Raw genomic sequence first — 18,805 nt, 5'->3', positions numbered from 1 at the left:
TATTTCAGTGGAACGACCATCGTACTAACGACTCGTTCTACTGTGATAAGGTCCTTCGCAAGCTCAGGATGACAGACGCTTTCTTCTTTACAACTGCACAATCTTACAAACTCAATACACCACAACTCCTGTAATACGCGTAGCGGTAGGGATTTCAGCCGAAGGCATGTCGGTGCTGTGGTCAGCGGGGAGGGAGTTTTCGTCTAGCAGCCATGCCATGCGGGCTTGGCGTGAGACGGCCGCGAAGCCATCGGGAGTGGTGCGTACCCGCGTTAAGCCAAACAGCTGACGCGCTGCACCGAAGGGCGAGCCCACGCCCACGCCTTCGCCAGTGCGGTACTGCGGATCGGTAACGATGATGCGCCGCAGGTAAAAACCCCGTTGCTGGTTGCCGGCCATTTCCAGCAGGGTAGGCGGCGCCGACGGGTCTTGCGCATCGCGCATCTCGTAGGCAGGGTAGGTGCTGTCGCCCACCGTGCGCGTGAGCTTGCGCAACTGGTCAGCGGGTACGCGAGCCAGGAGCAGCTTTTCGGGCATCCGCACCCGCAGCCGCCCGGCCTGGCCGGGGCTGATCAGGTGCAGCGAATCGGGCATATTCGGAGTTTGCGCAATGCGTTGTGCGGCCGCGTCGGGGTCGGTGGCGCGGGAGTCGCCGGCAAAGGGCGATGCTCCGCTAGAGGCCGTGGGTGTGGTAGACGAGTCGCAGGCGGTCAGCCCAGCCAGCAGCGCCAGGGGCAGCAGGGCGGCCCGCAGCATCCCTATACCAGGAAGAAAGAAAGTTGAAGGTAGCATGTCCGAGTTACGGCAACGAGCGGCTTGGTGTTGAGAGGAAACCTGCATAACCAAAACTTTACGACCGAAGGTAGCCGACTTGCGTACCTTTAGCCGAGCTTTTCTCACCCAAAACCTTTCTGATCGTGCCCGACGCTTCTGCCCGCAAACCGCTTATTCTGATTTCCAACGACGATGGCATTACGGCCCCTGGCATTGCCGTGCTGGTACGCGTGATGCGCCGCCTGGGCGAGGTGGTAGTGGTAGCGCCCGACTCGCCCCAGTCGGGTATGGGCCACGCCATCACCATTGGCCATCCCCTGCGCCTCGACCCCAGCCGCGTGTTTGCTGATGAGGGCATCGAGGCCTACGAGTGCTCCGGCACACCCGCCGACTGCGTGAAGCTGGCCAAACACATGGTCCTAAAAGACCGCAACCCCGACCTAGTAGTTTCGGGCATCAACCACGGCTCCAACTCCTCCGTGAATGTGCTGTACTCGGGCACAATGTCGGCAGCCATTGAGGCGGCCATTGAGGGGCTACCTGCCATCGGCTTCTCGCTCTGCGACTACGGCCACGAGGCCGATTTCTCGCACGTAGAAGAGTGGGTGGAGCACCTCACCCGGCAAGCCCTGGCCCACGGCATTCCGACGGGTACAGCCCTCAATATTAACATTCCCAAGAAGCAGGAGCAGCCCATTCTGGGTACGCGCCTGTGCCGCCAGGCCCGCGCCAAGTGGCAGGAGGAGTTTGACCTGCGCCACGACCCGCACCGCCGTCCTTATTACTGGCTGATTGGCAACTTCGTGAACGAGGACCAGGGGGAGGATACCGACGAGTGGGCACTGGCCAACAACTACATCTCCGTAGTTCCTTGCCAGTTCGACCTCACCGCGCATTACGGTCTTGCCCAACTCAACGAAAGCTGGGACCTGACGCTGGGCGACCAGCCCCCACGCCGTCCTACCCAGCCGCACACGCCCTATATCGGCAGCGCTACCCCTACCGACCCGCGCCCGGAGTAGGGTAGGCCCCGCTACTGTGCCCACGAAACCGCTGTACCTGGTAGCGCTACTGCTACCCGAGCCCGCACTAGCAGAGGTGTGGGCGCTGAAGCAGGATGTGCACCAGCGCACGGGCAGCCGCAACGCTGTACGCCTACCCCCGCACATCACCCTCATTCCACCCCTACGCCAATCCCCTGATTTCGAGCAGAAGGCGCAGCAAGTCCTGGCGGCTTTTGCTGCTACGCAGCGGCCGTTTGGGGTAGGGGTCGAGGATTTTGCGTGGTTCGGTAACCGCACGTTGTTTGTGCGCGTGCCGGAGGACGAAGGCGTACGGGCTTTCCACGCGGCCTTGCAGGCGTGGTGCGCGGCGCAGCTGCCAGAAGTGCCCCGCGAAACCCGGCCCTTTACGCCCCATGTCACCCTCGCCACCCGCGACCTGCCCGCCGAACAGGTGCCCGAATTACGGTCCCTGTTCGCGGCGCGTACCTACGCGGCTACTTTTGAGGTAGCGGCATTCCAGCTATTTCGCCACGATGGGCAGCAATGGCAGGTGGTCCAGGCCTTTGCGCTTACTGCGGCATAGCAAAGGCATTGATTAAAAGGATAATACACATGGTAGCTTGGCGAGTTGGCGAATGCTGTGCTAGGCGAGTTTTCACTCTGCTGTTCTTGCGCGGTGCCTTACCTCCCGATCCTTTCTCCTCGTAGAGTTGATTCGGGCTGTTACTGATGAGCTGCTTACACTTATGCATGATTTTCCTAAACCACCATTTAAAAATCCTGCTTTGCCTATTCATCATGCGCTGGCGCTGGAAGCCGCTGACTGCGCGGAGGGGGTACTACCTTTATTTGAGCAGGTATGCCCCCACGATATGCGTCCCCGCGAGGCATTAGCCACGTTGCGGGCTTGGGTGCAAGGGCAGACGAGCATGATGTCTTGTCGGAAAGCCGCGTTTGGTGCGCACGCGGCGGCACGGGCCGCTAGCCAACCAGCCGCCGTAGCCGCTGCCCGTGCTGCTGGTCAGGCGGCCGCAGTGGCGCACATGTATACCCATGCTCGTCATGTGGCCGCTTATGCCGCCAAAGCAACTGCTTTAGCAGCATAACACTCCCTTGCGCTGCAATGGCTCTGGTTTCACCTTTGCATCTCAACTGTCAACTAAGGCCAGCAACGCGCAGTGTAGGTACTTGGGGTAGGGAACTCTTTGGTTTGAAAGTAGGGCGCAAAAAAAGGCCCCGTCCAAAGGACGAGGCTTTTCCTGTCTGCAAGGTAGTGCGCCTAGCCGGCCGCTATAGTACCTGTTGCGGCCGGTGGTGCAGAATAGCTGTGTGCACCGCCTGCACGTGCTTGTGCTCAAAGGCGGGATTGTCAGATTTATGAATGACAGGAATGCTGGTGCTAACGGGGAGCCGGTGGTGTGTTGCCTGCTGGTACCACAACACACCGATCAGCCCAAGTAGCACCGCTAGTAGCAAGAGCAGCAGCTTCTTCATGGCCTGAGAAAAATTCTGTGTCCGAAAGCTACGCGCAGCAAAATGAAGCCTGCGTGAAACCAGTCGATACCAAGTCAGCCTATCACAAAAAAAGACGCTCTGATTTGAGTCAGAGCGTCTTTTTTAGGAAAAAATCCCCGTGCGTAGCGGTGCTAGCCTAGCGGCCGCACTACCTCACGCAAACTCCAGAATGAAGGTAGTGCCCTCGCCCACAGTTGACTCCACCCGCAGGTCGGCGCCGTGAAAGTCGGCAATGGTTTTGGCGATGGGTAGGCCCAGGCCGTAACCCTCCGGCGCAGCGGCACCTTTATGAAAGCGCAAGAACCGGTCGAACAGGTGCGGAATATTTTCAGCAGCAATACCGGGACCCGTGTCGTGCACGCCCAGGCGGTAGCGGCCATCGGGTAGGAGCTGGCCCGTGACGGTGATGCTACCTTCCTCGCGGTTGTATTTGATGGCGTTGCTAATCAGGTTGAACAGGAGCGTAAAGAGCAGCGTGCGGTTGGCGTTGGGAAGTACGTAATCGGGGTGCAACTCCACTAATAGCTTTATTTCGCGCTGGGCTAGGCGGTCTTCCAGCTCATTGGTCACGTCGGCCAGCACCGTCGCCAGCGATACGGTTTCGTTGCGCAGATACTGCTCGTTTTCGATGTTGGCGATGAGCAGCAGCGTTTTCACCGTGTTGCGCAGGCGGTAGAGTGTTTTCTGCGACTCCACCAATTTCAAAGAATGCGCGTGGCTCAGGCGCGGGTCTTGCAGCATGTTCTCGAACCGCGTTTGCAAGATACTCACCGGCGTCAGCAGCTCATGCGACACGTTCGACATAAACTCCCGCTCCTTGGCAAAAGCCCGCTGTATCTTGTGCATCATGCCGTTGAGGCTGTCGTCGAGGCGACGGAAGTCGGCGGTGGTGGTGGTCAGCGGCTCAAAGGGAAACGCCGAGGGGTGGTTCACGGCCTGTAGTTTCTGGGTGATCAGCCTACCCAACGGCCGCAGCAGGTAGTGAGCAAAGGCGGCGTCGGTAAAGACTGTCAGCAAGGCGCCAATCACCAGCACCCACAGCGCCAAGTGGCGCAGCGTGTACGTGAGCAGTTCCACCGTAGCCAGACTGCTCCCGATTTCCAGCCGGTAGGCCCGCCCGCCGCGCCGAAATACGTGGCTGAGAATCCGAAAGTCCTCAATCTCATTGTCTACCTGGCGCTGCTCCTCCAACATCCGCACGGGTTCCTCGGGGGTAGTGTCGGGTAGGGGGGTGAGGCTGATGTACTCCTGCTTCAGGATATTATAATCGGCGTAGGCCTCGGCGTTCTGCTCCTGCCGCACAAAGGCCGAAATGCCGTCGCGCCGGATCAGGTCCAGCAGCTCCGTTTGCTTCTCGCGTAGGCGCTGGTCGGTGTGCGCTACGGATACTCTACTCACAATTGGCGGCAGCGCCACCACGCCCAGCAGCACCAGCAGCAGCTTCGACAGCGCATTAAATAAGACCAGCTTTGCTTCTAACCGCATGGTTTACTATTGCTAAAACCCTGTCATCCTGAGCAGAGCGAAGGACCTTATGTCCGTTGAACGAGTCGTTGGTACGCTAGTCGCTCTCACGTGATAAGGTCCTTCGCTCTGCTCAGGATGACAGGGTTGTTTGACGTTTAACCTCCCTCGGAGATGCGGTAACCAATGCCGCGCACAGTTTCCAGGAAATCGGTGGGCGCAAACTGGCCGAGTTTTTTGCGGACGTTCTTGATGTGTACGTCGATGTAGTTGGAGTCGGAATCGTCTTCCAGCACGTTGCCCCACAGGTGTTCGCCTAGTTGCAAGCGCGTGAGCACGCGGTTTTTGTGTAGTAGTAGGTAGTGCAGCAGGTCAAACTCTTTTTTGGTGAGCGTCACCTCCTGGCCTTGGTAGTGCAGTGTGCGTCCCGTTACATCCAGGTGAAAGCCATTGCCGAAATCCACTTCCTGGCGCTTCAGCCCAAACTTACGCCGCGTGATGGCCTGCATTCGGCTCTGCAACTCCATGAGCGAGAAGGGTTTAGGAAGGTAGTCGTCGGCGCCCAGGTCGAGGCCTTTGATGCGGTCGTCGATGGCGCCGCGGGCCGTGAGGATGATGAAGGCGGCCTCCTGGTTTTCGTTCTCCTTGGCTTCACGCAGCAAATCCAGGCCGTCGCCGTCGGGTAGGCCCAGGTCCAGCAGCACGAAATCGTAGCTATTCACGAAGATTTTCTCCGACGCCTCGGCATACGTGCGGGCCGAGTCGCAGATATACTGCGACTGCGTCAGGAACTGGCGCACCTCTTGGTGCAGGCTTTTTTCGTCTTCAACAATCAGTACATACATAAGCTAAAGGCAGACGGGTAAGGGGAAAAGTTCAGGGCAGCAACATACGGAATCAGGCGTGAAGGAGAGGTGAAGCGCCAAATACGAATACTACCCACTGGTGAAACGGGAGGACCAAATCTGTAAAGATTTACCATGCAGAGCGGTCCATCCGGCTATGGAGTACCGAACTCGGCAAATTTGGCATCATGTCTAAGGTCACTAAAGATCACGCCTACCTACTAGCCGCCGATGAGCGGCAGGTGTACTAATACATTTTCATACCCAATGACTTGACTGAGGCTGCCTGCGCGTTGCGTAATCTGCTAGCCTAATTGGGCTTGTACCTTTTGCAAGTGACAGTAAGTGGCCACATAACGTAGCAGAAACTATTAAAACACTAGCGAATACAATGAGCCGTAGCCCTCACTAAAACCACATCGAAGCGGTTTTAGCGAGGGCTACTTGTCTTCGTCCGTTGACTGGTGGTCGCCCAACGCATCTTTAATATAGAGTTCCTGAATGAGGGTCATGAACGTGACGAGGGTAGGCATGGCAATGATGGTACCCGGCAGGCCACCTAGCACGCCACCCAGCAGCGCCCCCAACAGCACCAGCACCGGCGGTACCGATACGGTGCGTTGCTGTACCAGCGGCACCACCACGTAGCTTTCCACTTGCTGCACGCCCAGGTACACCAAGCCCACGTACAGCATCATTTCGGGGCCTTGCAGCACCGCCAGCAGCACCCCCGGTACGGCCGCCACAATAGGCCCAATGAAGGGAACGAAGTCCAGAATAAACGTCAGTACGCCTAGCACCAGCGCCAACGGAATGCCTAGCAGCATTAGGCCCGCCCAGGTAAGAATGCCCACGGCCAGCATGGCAATAAACTGCCCGAGCAGCCACCCTTCCAACTGCTGTACCACGCAACCCACTACCTCGCGTGCCCGCTGCCGGCGGGCTATTGGAAATAAGCGCGTGAAGCCGTTCACGTACAGGTTAGGGTCGAGAGCCAGGAAGAAGCCCGCAATGAGCAGCACCACGGTATTGGCCACAATACCCAGGAAGCTGCCCACATACCCCGTCATCCGGCTGAGGTTGGGGGCCGAGGCATCGGAGCGCACCTTATCGATAATGTAGTGGCCCCATTGCGTCTCTTCCAGTTGGCTCTCAATTTTGTTGACGGCCGCCGGCAGATTAGACGACAGCGTGCTTGCCTGTTCAGATATGCGCGGCGCGGCTAGCATCACAAACCCAGTGATGAGTCCGATGAGCAGTAACAAAGCCAGCGTAACCGCTAACTTCTGCGGGATTTTGCTGGAAATCCGGCAAAATATACGGCCAATGGCCCGCAGCAACACCGCAAACAGCACCGATCCAAAGCTCAAGAGTAGGATGGAAATGCTGGCCCACAGAAACCACAACAGTAGCCCTACGCACAGCACCGTTCCTACCACAATCAGCACTCGCGTCATGAAGCCATCCGACTGCTGCTTCGGGTCAAATGGGCCTTTGGAAGCGTTGGAGTGAGCAGAAGATGTGCGCGCCGCCGGTGACGCCGCCTGAAATGTATTGCGGATAAAATCGAGCATGTGGGTAACCAGTGAGTATAGTACTGATACTGGCTCGGCTAAGTAAAGTTGACCAGCGCCCTCTTGCATCGCCTACCGCGAAGCAATAGCGTTAGAAGTCTGCTGCTATCAATTCCCGGTCTAGAGCACCACCTGTCATGCCACCCTGAGCGCTGGCAACAGATATCTGCCGCATCGGCGTGGTAAGGTCGCCTGCCGCAAATACGCCGGGCACCGTAGTAGCGCCCATCTCGTTGGTGCGCAGGTGCCCGTTCTCCGTGAGTTCGCAACCAAGTTGTGCATGAAAGTCAAGCGGCAGGGAAAAAGGTACGTGGGCAAACAAGGCCGTAAGCGGTACCTGCTCGTCGCTAGTCAGGCGCAGGTAGCGCAGCTGACCCGCCTCGTGCTCCAGCGCCGCCAAGGGTGTTTCGATAATGCGGACAGAATGGGCTTGCAACTGCTGGGTTTGCTCTGCGGTGAAGGTAGAAGGCCCATTCGTGAACACACGTAGGTCAGCGGACCAATGCTGAATCATGCGAGCAAAATGAAATCCCATGTCGCCATTGCCGAGCACGCCCAGAGGTTGGCTGTGCACTTCGTAGCCGTGGCAATAGGGGCAGTGTAGCACCGAGATGCCCCAACAGTCAGCAAAGCCCGGCAGTGCGGGCATTTCATCGCGGATGCCCGTGGCAAGTAGCAGCTTACGTCCCCGGAAAGTCTGCCCATCCTCGGTGCTCAGGCTGAAATAGGGGCCGTCAGGGGTGATGTGCGTGACAGTGGCCGTGCGGAGCTGTACAGTGGTGTAGGGTAGGAGTTGCTCGCGGGCAATGGCAAGCAGCTGCTGGGGGGTAGCCCCGTCGCGGGTGAAAAAGCTGTGGGAGTGGGGCGTCTGCCGATTGGCCGGACTGCCAGCATCCAGTACCAGCACGCGGCGGCGTGAGCGGCCCAGCATCAGCGCGGCGCTGAGACCAGCTACGCTGCCACCAACAACCAGTGCATCAAAAAGCGTGTCAGAAGACATAACAAAAAGCAAGAAGGTAGAAGAATAACTATACAACAAATATATGCAACAATGTTTCAATAAAGTAAAAAGAAATACGTTTCCGCAAAGCTCCGCCTCCGCGAGCCGACAGTTTTTCTACTGCCGCAGGTAGGCGCCCAACTGCGAAATAGAGGCAATGCCTAAGTTGGCGGCCTGCTGGCGCCGCATCAACAGGGCATAGGCGTTGTTGAAGCCCAGCGGCGCTAGCCACTCCAGGTTATAGCGCCGTCGGAAACCTTGTTGCACGTAGTCATACACGGCTTGCGGGTTGCCGCCAAGCGAGTCTAGCACGGCGGCGGAGGGTTGCAACAGTACCAATAATCCTGTGCCCGTGTACTCCGGGTACAGATCGATTTCGCCACGCCGCAGGGCCTCGAAGCAAATACTGGTGCCACCAAGGCCGGTTTTGGTGGCTACATTCAGATCAGTATTGGCTCGAATGAGGGCTGCGTACATTTCTACCAGAATAGTTTGCTCAGCAAAAATCTTGGCGCCCAGCGTGATGGTAGGGGCGCCGGCTGGGGTAGGGCGCGGTGCGGACCATAGACCGCGCTGCCGCAGGAAGGCTTCGGCCACAGCGCGGGGGGCTTTGTGCAGATAATCGACCTGATAATTCAGATCAGTCATCATCGAATCATTGATCTGCCCGGCCAGTCTAGCCAGCGCCGGCGCCAGTTGGGGGTAGGCGGCCAGTGCCTGCGGGCGCACCACCGGCGCAGCGTAGTAGGGCGGAAAGGCCTGCTTGTCGTCGTGCAACACGCGCAGGTCGTAGGCCTTGATGCGGCCGTCGGTGGAGTAGCCGTCGATGAGGTCTACCTCGCCGGCGCGAACGGCTTCGTACACCAGTGCCGGGGCCAGAATGACGTTGCTGGGATGCAGATCGTAGGTGACAGCCAGGCCCGGAAGGCCATCGGCCCTACCCACAAACTCGGGACTGAAGCCGGCTCGTAGCCGTGCGCTGGCGCGGGGTATCAAATAGAGGCCACCCAATAGCGGCAGCACCACCAACAGCGCCGTGCCTACCCGCGTGAGCTGGCGGGCACTCAGGCGCTGCACGCCCGCCAGTGCCACATCAAAGGCTACCGCCAGCCCAGCCGACGGAATAGCGCCGGCCAGAATCATAACGGGGTTATTGAGGGCGATACCGCCGAAGATGAATTCGCCCAGACCACCCGCCGCCACGTAGGCCGCCAGCGTGGCTACGCCCACGTTAATCACCGTGGCCGTGCGGATGCCCGCAAACAAAACGGGTAGGGCAAGCGGCAGCTCCACGCGCCGCAGAATTTGCCAATTGGTGAGGCCCAGGCCGCGGGCGGCTTCCACCACGCCAGCATCTACACCGCGCACGCCTTCCACCGTATTGCGCACAATGGGCAGCAGCGAATACAGAAACAGCGCGAAGATGGCCGGCTCGTAGCCAATGCCCATCAGCGGAATTAGAAAGCCCAGCAGCGCAATACTCGGGATGGTTTGCAAGACTCCCGCGAAGCCCAGCACCGGCCCCGCCCACCGCGGCCGCCGCGCCACCGCCAGCCCCACGGGCACCCCTACCAGCACGCCCAGCAGCAACGCCGCCGCCGTCAGGCCGATGTGCTGAATGGTCTGCTGACCAAGTTTAGTGGCTTGCTCGTGCCAGAAGGAGAAAAGGTCGGAGAGGGTTTGCACGGGGGCTGTTGTAAATGATTGGTGAAGCCGGGTAGGGAAGTGGCTATGAGAGTAAGAACCACGAATAATAGCCTCGTAGCAGAAGCAGCCCGGCATAGAAACGGCGACCTTATGCAGCGCGCAGGTCCGTTTCGTAGTAACAGTCCCAGTAGCCGTTGTCGAGGCGGTAGACGTTTACGCGGTGGATAAGTCCCAGGCGCGGGTGCCGGGCTTTCACTTGGCCGCGCCAGACGATGGTATGCGCGGGCGCATCGGGGGTAGGCTGCACGGTTTGGCCCAGCGCATAGGCGAAAGGGCGCGGAGTCAGGCCGGGGTCGGTTTCCGGCAGGACTTCTAAGACGGAGCGGGTAGGCCGACTTTCAGGAGTGGCGTCGGGCACACTACAAGCTTCTTCGTGCCAGGCCAGCGGCTCCCCGCACGTGGCGCACAACGAGGCATCCAGATCGGAGGTGTGTGCGGGCGTTAGTTCTGTATCTGTATCCAGCACTTGCATGGCGTCTGAGTCAGCTACGTGCATGACATCGGGTACAAACGTGGCGGTACTTTTCTTACGGGTAGCCATACGGAATCAAGTACATTTTTTAGCTAAGGTACAGCGCACTAAATATTTTAGCAACCCGAAAGTCTGCCAATACACTGCGTGTCGCGGCCAGGGTTTACTAGCGCCGACTGCTAGGTAGGGGGCCACAACTGGCGCAACGTTGGGCGAAGCCGCGGTCCGAAGCTTAGGCTGCCGCCGCTGCCAATGCCCGCTCAAACCCCGCCATCAGCCCTGAAAGGTCTACTTGCTTGTTCGTCTCGCTGATGCCTACCTGGCTACCAGGCGCGCCGCTGAGCAGCTCCAGGGCCTCCTGCACCGAAGCAGTGGCGGGTAGGGTAGGAGCTTCTTCAGTGGCCGCAGGAGTAGCCGGCAGAAACGGCAGGACATCGGTCAAATGCAGCACGCGCAGCTGCAACGCCAGCCGCTCGGCAGCAAAGAACTGGCGCACAAAGTCGTTGGCCGGGCGGAACAGCAACTCCCGCGGCGTGCCCATCTGCTGAATCTGCCCACCATTCAGCAACGCAATCCGGTCGGCCAGCTCGAAAGCCTCCTGCACATCGTGGGTCACGAGCACAATGGTCTTGCGGCGCAGCTCATCCAGCTCCCGGAAATCCTGCCGGATGGCGGCGCGGGTGATGGGGTCGAGGGCGCCGAAGGGCTCATCCATGAGCACAATAGGCGGGTCGGCGGCTAGGGCCCGCGCAATGCCCACGCGCTGCTGCTGCCCACCCGAAAGCTGGCGCGGGTACTGCCCGGCGTACTGCGCGGGCGGCAGGTGCAGGCGCGTGAGCAACTCCTGGGTGCGTTGGGCAATCTGCTCCGGTTTGTGTTTCAGGAGCTTGGGCACCACGGCCACGTTCTCGGCCACGGTGTAGTGGGGCAGCAGCCCTACCTGCTGAATCACGTAGCCCAGGCCGCGCCGCAGCACGGCGGCATTTTCCTGCCGGATGTTGTGGCCGTTGATTTCAATGCTGCCGCCGTCGGGCTCGATGAGGCGGTTGAGCATCTTGAGCAGCGTGGTTTTGCCGCAACCGCTGGGGCCCAGCAGCACCAGCGTTTCGCCCGCCGCCAGGGCAAAGGAAATATCCTGCACCACGGCGCGGTCCTGGTAGCGTTTGGTCAGGTTGCGGACGTGGATGGCGGGGGTAGGCAAGGGACTGATGAGAAGAGGGTAGGAGAGCTTTGCTACAATGCCTCAAGGTAAGCGAGAAGAAGGGAAGTTTGTTTGCGGGCCATAGCATGCACCCATCAGTGAATACGGTCAGGCCGGCTACCTGGCCCTCAGGCATAAATGGCACTAGGATAAGGCCATTTTAACATTTCTTATTTTATATAAACATTCTAATTATATTTTGAATAGTAAGGTAATAATTATAGCATGCAGTCTATTTATACCACACCTGTTCTGCTTCGCTGATGTTCCTATAGCTGCGAAGTAGTCAGTAGTTTATATCCAGAGGGTAGTCCATTAGTCTGCCTTCTGCCGGATGGGCAAAAGATTAGGAGAGAATAAGAGATAAAGAAGCTGGTGCCTAGTGCTAGGCTCTGTATAGTTCGTGAATGAGATGATAGGGAATTATGAAACGAATCGTGACACTGTCTATCGTGCAAGTGCTCGTTTTGGCCCTGCACTGCGTGGGGTGTGCCCAGACGCAGCACCCAGGAAAAAGCAAGGCTTCGCAACTTACGCTGGTAGGCGAGTGGACTGTTGTTGAGCAATCGGCTACGCCAGTAAGTATTGCTACGCTGTGTCAGGCTATCCGGCCGGGCTCCACTATCACGTTTGGTCCTGCTACCCTTGCTGTATACGCTACTGCCGGTAAGCCTTGTGCGGTGATGGACTATAAGGCTAATGGCCAGTTTCTAAGCTTTTCGCGGGAGGATATGGTGTGGCTCGCTACCTACGAGCTGACGGCGGAGCGCTTGACTTTACGCTCGCCCAATCTCTTTACGTCGGCGACCACCACGCCCGCAGGGCCAGGCTCAGAAATACAAGTTACGCTAACCAGAAAGTAAGCACCGCACGCTTCCGGCGACGAAAGGGCACGCCGTGTCGTGCCGACTCTTTCTCCATACCAACCACACAATCCATCCTTTCCACTTCATTCTACATTCTATGAAAAACATCTACTGCGTATTGATTCTGCTCTTGTTTGGGGGGCTTTGGGTGCCGGCCTACGGCCAGAAACCGCTCTATTTGGGCAAATTGAAGGAAGTGGCCGCGCAATACAAAAAGCCCGTCCAGGCGGCGGTCAGTGCCAAGGGGGGAGGCGCAGCAGTGCGTCAGGCCCTACCCGAAGGCAAGGCGCTGGCGCTCACCCTCACGGCAAGCAAGCGGCAGGGAGCCGCCGAGTTGTTCTTCGGCGAAGTAACCAGCACCAAGCACAGCACGTTCTACCTGAAGGTATCGGACCGGGAGGCCACGGGCTCGGTAATACTGCGCGATGAAAAGAAATACTACCGCTTTTCCTCTACCGCCGACGGCTCGGTGTTTCTGACGGAAGAAGACATCGACAAAGTGCTGTGCGTGGGCTACCAAGACCGGGAGAACATCGCCCCTGCCACTCAATCGACTACCAGCGTAACGGTGGCAGCGGCCGTGCCGGCCCTGGAGAGCTTGCCGGGTGCTGGTGCCGTGCTGTACCTCGATTTTGACGGGCAGACGGTAACCAATACCCTGTGGAATTACAATTTCAACGACGGCAACCCCATTGAGGCAGCCCCCGCGACTCTGTCGGAACGCGAAATGACCGAGGTGTGGAAACTGGTTAGCGAGGACTACCGCCCCTTTGCCCTGAATGTAACCACGAGTGAAGCCGTGTTCAACCAGGCGCCGGCCAACCGGCGGATGCGGGTTATTTTCACGCCTACCACCGACTTCTACCCTGGGGCCGGGGGCGTAGCCTATATTGGGTCCTTCGCCTGGGGTGGCACTAGCTACGGCGAAACGCCCTGCTGGGTCTTCAACGGAGGCGTGAAAGGGGCCGGCGAAGCCGGCTCGCACGAGGGCGGACACACCCTGTATCTGGGGCACGATGGCCGCACTACCCCCGCCGAAGGCTATTTTGCTGGTCAGCAGTCTTGGGCTCCTATCATGGGAGTGGGCTATTATGTGCCGGTGGCGCAGTGGAGCAAGGGTGAGTATCCCTACGCCAACAATATGGAAGATGATCTGCTGAAAATCAGCACCATGAACGGCTTTGGCTACCGGGCCGATGACCACGGCAACGACCTGGCCTCGGCTACCCCGCTGGTGGTAGGCGCAGGCGGGGTGGTATCGGGGGCGGCCAACCAGGGTGTTATTTCCACCACAACGGATGTAGACGTCTTCTCCATCAAACACGCCGGCGGCCCGTTGGCCCTCAGCGTCCGCCCCGATCCTGCCCACCCTAACCTGGACGTGCTGCTGACCCTACGCGACGCGGCCGGCACCGTAGTAGCCACGGCCGACCCGGCCACGCTTTCGGCCTCCTTGGAAGGCACGTGGCCAGCCGGGGTGTATTATCTGACCATTGATGGTACGGTGGGCGCACTCGGGGCCAACTCCGATTATGCTTCCCTGGGCGCTTACTCCATTGCTACAAAAGACTACGAGCAACCGACGTACGCCGATGGTTGTACTAACTACGCAACGCTGATCAATAACTTTAGCTTCAGCACGTTGGCAAATGCTAATTCGGGCTGCGGAGGTGGCACGGCCAATGGCTACACCATCTATCCTCCAACTGGTACGCTCACCACTACCCTTACCCGCGGCGAAAGCTACGCCATGCAAATGCAGGCGGCCAACTACTCCATGTATTTTGGCGTGTGGATCGATTTCAACCAAGACAAGGATTTCGACGACGAAGGAGAGTTTGTATACGCCTCGCCTACTTCTTCCACGTCTCCTTTCGCAACTACCATTGCTATTCCGGCCACAGCGCGCCTGGGCACCACGCGTATGCGGGTACGGAGCACGTATAGCCCTCAGATAACGAGCGGGCAGTCATCGTCGTCGATGACCTACGGTGAGGCAGAGGACTACACCATCACCATCCGAGCTAATGAAGCGCCCGTTGTTCGTCTCACGTCGCCGGTCCCTGGCGCCAGTTTCAGTGCGCCGGCCACCATCAGCCTCACAGCCGACGCCACCGACGCCGATGGCCGCGTAGCGAAGGTGGAATTCTTTGCAGGAACCACCAAGCTAGGGGAAGTGCTGACTGCTCCTTACACCTATACTTGGAGTGGGGTAGGAGCCGGCACCTACGCCCTCACGGCCGTCGCCACCGACGACAAAGGGCTGGCCGCTACCTCCGCGGTGGTGTCGGTAACGGTCAACGACAATGCCGTGGCCCAGGGCTGCGGGCTAGGCTACTGGAAAAACCACCCCGACCGGTGGGGGTGCTACACCCCCACTACCCTCTATCGGAGTATATTTCAGTCAGCCCCCGCCGAACTCAAGACCAAAACGCTGCTGGAAGTGCTGAAGTCCGGCGGTGGTGGCAACTACAATCTGGGCCGGCAATCGGTAGCGGCGCTGCAAAATATTTGTAGCAGCACAGTAGGCTACGGCGCGCCCTACCGGGGCGATACGCAGAAGCTTATCAACGATGTAAATGCGGCCTTCACGAGCAAGGATAAAAAAGCAGCAAACGCACTAGCGGATAAGCTCGAGAAACTCAACAGTGCCGGCTGTCCTCTGGATGGCAACTCGGCTAAGCTACTAGCCACCGCTACGAGCAGTGCCCAGCACCTCACGGATGAGGTAGGAGGCATGAATAAGCAGCTCAACATTTATCCAAACCCCTTCACGGAGGAAGCAGTCATTGAATTCCAGCAGGCCCAAACGCAAAATTACGTGCTCGAACTCTACGACGTAACCGGCCGGCTGCTCCAGCGCATTGCTGCTGGTACCGCCGAAGCCGGCAGGAACTATCAATTCCCGGTGGACAGCCGAAACCTGGCGGAAGGTATGTACCTGGTGCGGTTGACGACGGGCGAAACGGCTCAAAGTTTCCGCTTGCTGAAGGCGAAATAAGAGGCTACTGGGCACAGCAGTAACAGGTTGTGCTGCTGTGCCCGGAAGTTGGCAGGTACTGTAAGAAGACGCACATGCGGCCCTTTCATCGCGTTTCCATATGCCCGGAGACATGATGGGAGGGCCGTATGTGCGTCTTCTGCTTTATCTTGAAACCGACTTCACGCCATTCCTATGTTCAGCAAAACCATCCTGTGTTTTCTCGTCTTGCTTGCTAGCCGTTTCGCCTCGGCCCAGGTATACTCCGTCACCGACCCGCTGGCGCACACGTTTTCCATTGTGGCACGCGACCTGAAAACCGGTGATATGGCCGTGGCCGTGCAGAGCCACTGGTTTTCGGTGGGTACGTCCGTGAGTTGGGGCGAGGCCGGGGTAGGCGTGGTGGCGACGCAATCCTTCACCAACAAATCCTTCGGGCCGCGCGGACTGGCCCTGCTCAAAAGCGGCAAAACCGCTCAGCAGACGCTGGATGCGCTGCTGGCCGCCGACGAAAGCCGCGACGTGCGCCAAGTCGCCATCCTCGACGCCAAGGGCAACGTGGCCACCCACACGGGCAAAAAGTGCATCGATGAGGCTGGTCACGTCAAGGGTAATCAATTTTCGGTGCAGGCCAACATGATGCTCAACAATACGGTGCCCGCCGCCATGGCCAAGGCCTACGAGCAAAACGCCACCCTACCCCTGGCCGAGCGCGTGCTGGCTGCCCTCGACGCGGCTCAGGCAGCGGGCGGCGACATCCGCGGGCGGCAGTCGGCGGCACTGCTGGTGGTGCGCGGCACCGCCACCGAAGGCCCCTGGGCCGACCGTCTCATCGACCTGCGCGTGGACGATGCCGCGGAGCCACTCCAGGAACTGCGCCGTCTGCTGAACCTGCACCGCGCCTACGAGCACATGAACGCCGGCGACCTAGCCGTGGAGAAAAATGACGTGCCCGGCGCCATCCGCGAGTATGAGGCCGCCGAGAAAATGTTTCCGCAGAACCTGGAAATGAAGTATTGGCACGCCATCAGCCTAGCTAATAAGCAGCAGGTGCCCGCAGCGCTGGCATTGCTGCGGCCTATTTTTCAGCAGGAACCCAACTGGCGCATCCTCACCGGGCGCCTACCCAAGGTAGGGCTGCTCACGGTGAGCCCCGCTGAACTGAAGCAGATTATGAGCCTGTAGAAGCGCCTTGCGGGCGCCCGTTCGCCTGCTTTGTTACTGAGCGGGCCTCATTTCGGCAGTTGTTCATTCTAACTATCTCACCCTCACGGGCGGCTACCAGGCGCCCCTACTTCCACCCGCTATGCGCAACATTCTACTTCTCTTTTTCTCTTTTCTATTGCTCGCCGGTTGCGGTAGCACGCGCTCGGCCAACCCCGGCCAGGCCAGCGTTACCACGGTGTACATCGTGCGTCACGCCGAGAAAGACCCGGGTCCCAACCTGCCGGATCCGGCCCTGACACCAGCCGGCGAACAGCGCGCCGTGGCCCTACGCGAACTGCTGGAAAGTCGCCCCGTAACGGCCATTTTTACGACCGACACCCGCCGCACCCGCGGGACGGTGGCCCCGCTGGCCACCGCGCTACGGCTGCCGCCCATTGTGTACAACCCCCGCAACCAACGGGGCTTGGCCGAGCAAATCCGGCAGGAATACGCGGGCAAAACCGTGGTGGTAGTTGGGCACTCCAATACGATTTTGCCTTTGCTGGACGAATTGCAGGTGACGCGCCCACTACAGGAAATAGCTGATAATGAGTATGATTATCTGTTTGAGGTGAAACTGCCCCGCGCTGGTGGCCCCGGTACGGTGGCAGTGCAGCACTACGGCGCCGGGGCGAAATAAGGCGCTTTCGTTTCTTCCCCTGGGCAGGCTTTCTATATTGCGACTTCGTTCTGACTGCTTTTCTGACTCTCTACCATACCCCTCACTACATGCGCTTTCTCTCTCGCGGGGTAGCGGCCGTGGCCCTGGCGGCCCTGCTGGCTCCCGCTGCCCAGGCCCAGTCTGCCTCCAAAATCGACTCGCTGGCCATCCGCACTATTTACGACGAGGCCCTGCTGCGCGGGCAGAGCTACGAGAACCTGCGCCAGCTCACCAGCCAGGTAGGCGGCCGCCTCAGCGGCTCGCCGGAGGCGCAAAAGGCCGTGGAATGGGGCAAAGCCGCCATGGAAAAGGCCGGCTTCGACCGTGTGTATTTACAGGAAGTAATGGTGCCGCATTGGGTACGCGGCGCCAAAGAGAAGGCCGAAGCCAAAGTCGGTAGCAAAGCCACTAAGTTCAACGTATGCGCCCTGGGCGGTTCGGTAGCCACCAAAGGCAAGCTGAAAGCAGGCGTGGTGGAAGTGACCAGTTGGGACCAGCTAGCCGCCATGCCCGACAACCAGGTGAAGGGTAAGTTCATCTTCTATAATCGCCCCATGAACCCTACCTTCATCGAGACGGGTAGGGCCTACGGCGACGCCGGCGACCAGCGCCGCCGCGGGGCCATCGAAGCGGCCAAGCGCGGCGCGGTGGGTGCCCTGGTGCGTAGCCTCTCCCTGGCCCACGACGACTACCCGCACACCGGCACCATGAGCTACGACGACAAGGTGAACAAGGTACCTGCCGCCGCCCTCAGCACCAATGGCGCCGACCAGCTCAGCCAACTCCTCAAAGCCAATCCTACCCTCACCTTCGAGCTGGAAATGGCATGCCAGCAGCTACCCGAGGTGAAAAGCTACAACGTGGTAGGCGAGCTGAAAGGCTCGAAATATCCCGACGAAATCATCAGCGTAGGCGGCCACCTCGACTCTTGGGACCTGGCCCAAGGCGCCCACGACGATGGCACCGGCATTGTGCAAAGCATGGAAGTACTACGCCTGTTAAAAGCCACCGGCCTGCGCCCCGAGCGCACCGTGCGCGCCGTATTCTTTATGAATGAGGAAAACGGCACCCGCGGCGGCCTGAAATACGCCGAGTTAGCTAAAGCTGCCAACGAAAAGCACGTGGCCGCTATGGAATCGGACGGAGGTGGGTTTACGCCCCGCGGCTTCGGGGTAGAGGCAGACCCCGCCACGCTGGCTAAAATCCAGAGTTGGGCACCGTTGTTCGTGCCCTACCACAGCGAGGAAATCGGCCCCGGCCACGGCGGCACCGACATCGGCCCGCTGAAAGGCCAGGTGAAAGCCCTCATCGGTTACGATTGCGACGACCAGCGCTACTTCGACATCCACCACACCGCCGCCGACACCTTCGACAAGGTAAACCGCCGCGAGCTGGAAATGGGAGGCGCCAGCATGGCCGCCCTCATCTACCTCATCAGCAAATACGGGCTGTGAGAAGTGGTGAAGTTGCGAGGTTGTGAAATAGTGAATAGCAAAACGGCTGTCATCCTGAGCGGAGCGAAGGACCTTATCACGT

At 59.2% G+C, this 18,805-nt stretch carries 17 protein-coding genes; 8 read left to right on the top strand and 9 right to left on the bottom strand.

The annotated features are described in order from the left end of the window. Nucleotides 1-111: 111 nt before the first annotated feature. A complete protein-coding gene (locus KYK14_RS17795; RefSeq protein ID WP_219160720.1) occupies nt 112-792 on the bottom strand; it encodes a hypothetical protein in 681 nt (226 codons plus the stop codon). Between the two features lie 119 nt (nt 793-911). On the opposite strand from KYK14_RS17795, the gene surE reads away from it, so the two are divergent. From surE to KYK14_RS17780, 3 genes are all read left to right on the top strand, one after another. Continuing rightward, entirely contained in the window at nt 912-1,796 is an 885-nt protein-coding gene (gene surE / locus KYK14_RS17790) for a 5'/3'-nucleotidase SurE (protein ID WP_425514694.1), read from the top strand. 16 nt (nt 1,797-1,812) lie between these two features. Next, nucleotides 1,813-2,361, top strand: coding sequence for a 2'-5' RNA ligase family protein (locus tag KYK14_RS17785; RefSeq protein WP_219160716.1), 549 nt, complete (start codon nt 1,813-1,815; stop codon nt 2,359-2,361). 163 nt (nt 2,362-2,524) lie between these two features. Continuing rightward, nucleotides 2,525-2,884, top strand: a complete 360-nt coding sequence (locus KYK14_RS17780) for a putative immunity protein (RefSeq protein ID WP_219160715.1) — start codon at nt 2,525-2,527, stop codon at nt 2,882-2,884. Between the two features lie 184 nt (nt 2,885-3,068). On the opposite strand, the gene KYK14_RS17775 is transcribed toward KYK14_RS17780, so the two are convergent. The 8 genes from KYK14_RS17775 to KYK14_RS17740 form a co-directional block, all read right to left on the bottom strand. Beyond that, entirely contained in the window at nt 3,069-3,272 is a 204-nt protein-coding gene (locus KYK14_RS17775) for a hypothetical protein (protein ID WP_185283506.1), read from the bottom strand. 174 nt (nt 3,273-3,446) lie between these two features. After that, nucleotides 3,447-4,778 carry a sensor histidine kinase gene (locus KYK14_RS17770; protein WP_219160714.1) on the bottom strand — a complete coding sequence of 444 codons (1,332 nt, stop codon included), beginning with the start codon at nt 4,776-4,778 and terminating at the stop codon, nt 3,447-3,449. 137 nt (nt 4,779-4,915) lie between these two features. Then, nucleotides 4,916-5,602 (bottom strand): response regulator transcription factor, encoded by a 687-nt coding sequence (locus tag KYK14_RS17765; RefSeq protein WP_219160712.1) that lies wholly within the window; start codon nt 5,600-5,602, stop codon nt 4,916-4,918. A gap of 440 nt (nt 5,603-6,042) precedes the next feature. Next, nucleotides 6,043-7,176: an AI-2E family transporter gene (locus KYK14_RS17760; RefSeq protein ID WP_219160710.1), complete on the bottom strand. Its 1,134-nt coding sequence runs from the start codon at nt 7,174-7,176 to the stop codon at nt 6,043-6,045. 91 nt (nt 7,177-7,267) lie between these two features. Beyond that, complete coding sequence (locus tag KYK14_RS17755; RefSeq protein WP_208306249.1) at nt 7,268-8,176, bottom strand: NAD(P)/FAD-dependent oxidoreductase; 909 nt, start codon at nt 8,174-8,176, stop codon at nt 7,268-7,270. A gap of 117 nt (nt 8,177-8,293) precedes the next feature. Beyond that, nucleotides 8,294-9,862, bottom strand: coding sequence for an ABC transporter permease/substrate-binding protein (locus KYK14_RS17750; protein WP_343217133.1), 1,569 nt, complete (start codon nt 9,860-9,862; stop codon nt 8,294-8,296). 109 nt (nt 9,863-9,971) lie between these two features. After that, nucleotides 9,972-10,424, bottom strand: coding sequence for a hypothetical protein (locus KYK14_RS17745; protein ID WP_219160706.1), 453 nt, complete (start codon nt 10,422-10,424; stop codon nt 9,972-9,974). 163 nt (nt 10,425-10,587) lie between these two features. Next, on the bottom strand, nt 10,588-11,556 hold the full coding sequence (locus tag KYK14_RS17740) for an ABC transporter ATP-binding protein (protein WP_219160704.1): 969 nt from the start codon (nt 11,554-11,556) through the stop codon (nt 10,588-10,590). A 425-nt stretch (nt 11,557-11,981) separates the two neighbouring features. On the opposite strand from KYK14_RS17740, the gene KYK14_RS17735 reads away from it, so the two are divergent. From KYK14_RS17735 to KYK14_RS17715, 5 genes are all read left to right on the top strand, one after another. Continuing rightward, the gene (locus KYK14_RS17735) at nt 11,982-12,419 is read left to right on the top strand and encodes a hypothetical protein (RefSeq protein WP_219160702.1); all 438 of its coding nucleotides are present in this window, start codon (nt 11,982-11,984) and stop codon (nt 12,417-12,419) included. Between the two features lie 100 nt (nt 12,420-12,519). After that, a complete protein-coding gene (locus KYK14_RS17730; protein WP_219160700.1) occupies nt 12,520-15,423 on the top strand; it encodes a GEVED domain-containing protein in 2,904 nt (967 codons plus the stop codon). 174 nt (nt 15,424-15,597) lie between these two features. After that, nucleotides 15,598-16,587: a DUF1028 domain-containing protein gene (locus tag KYK14_RS17725; RefSeq protein ID WP_185283516.1), complete on the top strand. Its 990-nt coding sequence runs from the start codon at nt 15,598-15,600 to the stop codon at nt 16,585-16,587. A 121-nt stretch (nt 16,588-16,708) separates the two neighbouring features. Beyond that, nucleotides 16,709-17,248, top strand: coding sequence for a phosphoglycerate mutase family protein (locus KYK14_RS17720; protein ID WP_185283517.1), 540 nt, complete (start codon nt 16,709-16,711; stop codon nt 17,246-17,248). 89 nt (nt 17,249-17,337) lie between these two features. Beyond that, nucleotides 17,338-18,723, top strand: a complete 1,386-nt coding sequence (locus tag KYK14_RS17715; protein WP_185283518.1) for a M20/M25/M40 family metallo-hydrolase — start codon at nt 17,338-17,340, stop codon at nt 18,721-18,723. The last annotated feature ends 82 nt before the right edge of the window (nt 18,724-18,805 follow it).

This window comes from Hymenobacter profundi, assembly GCF_019334315.1.
Taxonomy (GTDB): Bacteria; Bacteroidota; Bacteroidia; order Cytophagales; family Hymenobacteraceae; genus Hymenobacter; species Hymenobacter profundi.
The sequence above is the reverse complement of the archived record's forward strand: the minus strand, read 5'-3'. Positions and strand labels throughout refer to the sequence as shown.

Coding starts and splice junctions, on each gene's coding strand:
- KYK14_RS17795 (WP_219160720.1), bottom strand. CDS start 792: ATGCTACCTTCAACTTTCTTTCTTCCTGGTATAGGGATGCTGCGGGCC.
- KYK14_RS17780 (WP_219160715.1), top strand. CDS start 2,525: ATGCATGATTTTCCTAAACCACCATTTAAAAATCCTGCTTTGCCTATT.
- KYK14_RS17775 (WP_185283506.1), bottom strand. CDS start 3,272: ATGAAGAAGCTGCTGCTCTTGCTACTAGCGGTGCTACTTGGGCTGATC.
- KYK14_RS17770 (WP_219160714.1), bottom strand. CDS start 4,778: ATGCGGTTAGAAGCAAAGCTGGTCTTATTTAATGCGCTGTCGAAGCTG.
- KYK14_RS17765 (WP_219160712.1), bottom strand. CDS start 5,602: ATGTATGTACTGATTGTTGAAGACGAAAAAAGCCTGCACCAAGAGGTG.
- KYK14_RS17760 (WP_219160710.1), bottom strand. CDS start 7,176: ATGCTCGATTTTATCCGCAATACATTTCAGGCGGCGTCACCGGCGGCG.
- KYK14_RS17755 (WP_208306249.1), bottom strand. CDS start 8,176: ATGTCTTCTGACACGCTTTTTGATGCACTGGTTGTTGGTGGCAGCGTA.
- KYK14_RS17745 (WP_219160706.1), bottom strand. CDS start 10,424: ATGGCTACCCGTAAGAAAAGTACCGCCACGTTTGTACCCGATGTCATG.
- KYK14_RS17735 (WP_219160702.1), top strand. CDS start 11,982: ATGAAACGAATCGTGACACTGTCTATCGTGCAAGTGCTCGTTTTGGCC.
- KYK14_RS17730 (WP_219160700.1), top strand. CDS start 12,520: ATGAAAAACATCTACTGCGTATTGATTCTGCTCTTGTTTGGGGGGCTT.
- KYK14_RS17725 (WP_185283516.1), top strand. CDS start 15,598: ATGTTCAGCAAAACCATCCTGTGTTTTCTCGTCTTGCTTGCTAGCCGT.
- KYK14_RS17720 (WP_185283517.1), top strand. CDS start 16,709: ATGCGCAACATTCTACTTCTCTTTTTCTCTTTTCTATTGCTCGCCGGT.
- KYK14_RS17715 (WP_185283518.1), top strand. CDS start 17,338: ATGCGCTTTCTCTCTCGCGGGGTAGCGGCCGTGGCCCTGGCGGCCCTG.